This window comes from Pseudomonas sp. PICF6 (assembly GCF_009831705.1).
Taxonomy (GTDB): Bacteria; Pseudomonadota; Gammaproteobacteria; order Pseudomonadales; family Pseudomonadaceae; genus Aquipseudomonas; species Aquipseudomonas rhizophila.
Map to the genome: position 1 here is coordinate 159,260 of NZ_WUUD01000032.1, position 2,803 is coordinate 162,062.

The 2,803-nt window shown below is 62.1% G+C and carries 2 protein-coding genes; both read right to left on the reverse strand.

Going from position 1 to position 2,803, the window contains the following annotated elements:
• Nucleotides 1-1,835, reverse strand: a 1,835-nt coding sequence (parE, locus tag GSM73_RS21320) for a DNA topoisomerase IV subunit B (RefSeq protein WP_160893890.1), incomplete at its 3' end; no start/stop codon positions are given.
• 41 nt (nt 1,836-1,876) lie between these two features.
• On the reverse strand, nt 1,877-2,485 hold the full coding sequence (locus tag GSM73_RS21325) for a YqiA/YcfP family alpha/beta fold hydrolase (protein WP_047227287.1): 609 nt from the start codon (nt 2,483-2,485) through the stop codon (nt 1,877-1,879).
• Nucleotides 2,486-2,803: the final 318 nt, after the last annotated feature.

Sequence of the window (2,803 nt, forward strand, 5' to 3'; positions counted from 1 at the left end):
GCCAGCAGCATGTCCATCATTTCCGAGGTCGCTTCGAAATCATCCAGGGTCAACTGCACCAGGCGGCGCGTGTTCGGATCCATGGTGGTTTCGCGCAGTTGCGGCGGGTTCATTTCGCCAAGGCCCTTGAATCGGGTGACCTGCGGTTTGCCGCGTTTCTTTTCGGCCACCAGACGATCAAGAATGCCATCGCGCTCGGCTTCGTCCAGGGCGTAGTAGATTTCCTTGCCCAGGTCGATGCGGTACAGCGGCGGCATCGCCACGTAGACGTGACCGGCGTCCACCAGCGGGCGGAAATGCTGGACGAACAACGCGCAGAGCAACGTGGCGATGTGCAGACCGTCGGAGTCGGCGTCGGCGAGGATGCAGATCTTGCCGTAACGCAGTTGGCTCATGTCCGCGGCGCCCGGATCGACACCGATGGCCACGGCAATGTTATGCACTTCCTGGCTGGCCAGCACTTCGCTGCCGTCCACTTCCCAGGTGTTGAGGATCTTGCCGCGCAACGGCAGGATCGCCTGGAACTCTTTGTCCCGCGCCTGCTTGGCCGAACCGCCGGCGGAATCACCTTCCACCAAAAACAGCTCGGAACGCATCGGGTCCTGCCCGGCACAGTCAGCGAGCTTGCCGGGCAACGCCGGCCCCTGGGTGATGCGCTTGCGCTCGACCTTCTTGCTGGCCTTGAGGCGCCGGCCGGCGTTGTTGATCGCCAGTTCTGCCAGGGCCAAGCCGGTTTCCGGGTTAGCATTGAGCCACAGGCTGAACGCGTCCTTGACCACCCCGGAAACAAACGCCGCCGCTTCGCGGGACGACAGACGCTCTTTGGTCTGGCCGGAGAATTGCGGCTCCTGCATCTTCATCGACAATACGAAGGCAATGCGCTCCCAGACGTCTTCCGGCGCCAGCTTCACGCCACGGGGCAGCAGGTTGCGGAACTCGCAGAACTCGCGCATGGCGTCGAGCAAACCCTGGCGCAACCCGTTCACGTGGGTGCCGCCCTGAGCGGTGGGGATCAGGTTGACGTAGCTTTCCTGGACGCTTTCGCCGCCTTCGGGCAGCCACAACAGCGCCCAGTCCACCGCTTCCTTATTACCGGCCAGGCTGCCGCAGAATGGCTCGTCCGGCAGGCGTTCGAAACCGTTGACCGCGTCAACCAGGTAAGAACGCAGGCCGTCCTCGTAATGCCACTCGACTTTCTCGCCGGTGGCCTTGTCCTCGAAACTGACCAGCAGCCCCGGACACAACACGGCCTTGGCCTTGAGCACGTGCTTGAGGCGGCTGACGGAGAATTTAGGCGAATCGAAATACTTCGGGTCCGGCGCAAAATACACGCTGGTCCCGGTGTTGCGCTTGCCGACGGTGCCGACCACTTCCAGTTCGGTGGCCTTGTAGCCATCGGCGAACGTCATCTGGTACTCGTTGCCGTCACGCTTGACCCGCACGCGGACCAAGGTCGACAAGGCGTTGACCACGGAAATACCCACCCCGTGCAAACCGCCGGAGAACTGGTAGTTCTTGTTGGAAAACTTGCCACCCGCGTGGAGCTTGGTGAGGATCAACTCGACGCCGGATACGCCCTCTTCAGGGTGAATATCCACCGGCATACCGCGACCGTCGTCGCTGACTTCCAGCGAGTGATCGGCGTGCAGGATGACCTGCACCGAACGGGCGTGCCCGGCCAAGGCTTCGTCGACACTGTTGTCGATGACTTCCTGGGCAAGGTGGTTCGGCCGACTGGTGTCGGTGTACATGCCGGGGCGCTTGCGCACCGGGTCGAGGCCCGAGAGGACTTCGATGGCGTCTGCGTTATAAGAGCTAGCGCTGGGAGTGGCCATGGGGTCTCGTCGTCAGTGTTCAATGAAAAAGAGGCGATGGCTCACAGCGACGTGAAGTCGATCGCCTGGTACAAATCGGCGCCAATGCCGGCAAAACTCAACAGCGCCGGCAACTGCTGGGCAAACCCTTGAAAACTGTGGTCGCCGCCGGCCTGGATGCGCAAGGCACAGGCGCGGTAATACTGCTGGGCGTGGCGATAATCCAGCGTTTCGTCACCGGTTTGCAACCATACCTGATACCGCTGCGGATCCTGGGGCGCCGGCACTTCCAGTTCGGCCAGGGCCGTGACGTGGTCGTGGGTCAATTCCCAGGTTTCATCGGTGTACAAATTCTTCTGCGTGCCCAGGTAACCGTCGAACATCCGATGGGGGCTGACCGCAGGGTTGACCAGCAGGGCCTTGAGCCCGTGGCGCTCGGCCAAGTGAGTCGCATAGTAGCCGCCGAGCGAGCTGCCGACCAGCAGTGGGCGGCCCAGTTGTGCAATCGCCTGTTCCAGCTGACCGATGGCCTGGCGGGGGTGGTGATGCAAGGCGGGCACCTGTAGCTGGTCGCTGAGGCCGAGGCGTGCCATTACTTCGATCAACTGACTGGCCTTGGTCGACGCTGGGGCGCTGTTGAAGCCGTGGATGTAAAGGATCGAACCCGACATTGCCGACTCCCTGGGTGTTGGGCAAAGGGCGGAGTTTACAGGGAGATTGCGGTGATTGGGGGGGATTTGCCCGTGTTGTCGCCTCCTATGACCCGTCGATCACAGCACCTGTGGGAGCGAGCCTGCTCGCGATGGCGGTCTGACTGAGTACATATCCATTGCTGAGGTAACGACCACTTATGGTTCCGCTCTTACAGCGGGTCACTTTCGAAAAGCGCGAAAGTAACCAAAGCGCTTCTGCCCCACCACTCGGTGCCTCGCTTTGGCTCGGCATGCCCTCACTCCGGCATTGCTCCGTGGGCCCGCCGCGAAGGGCCA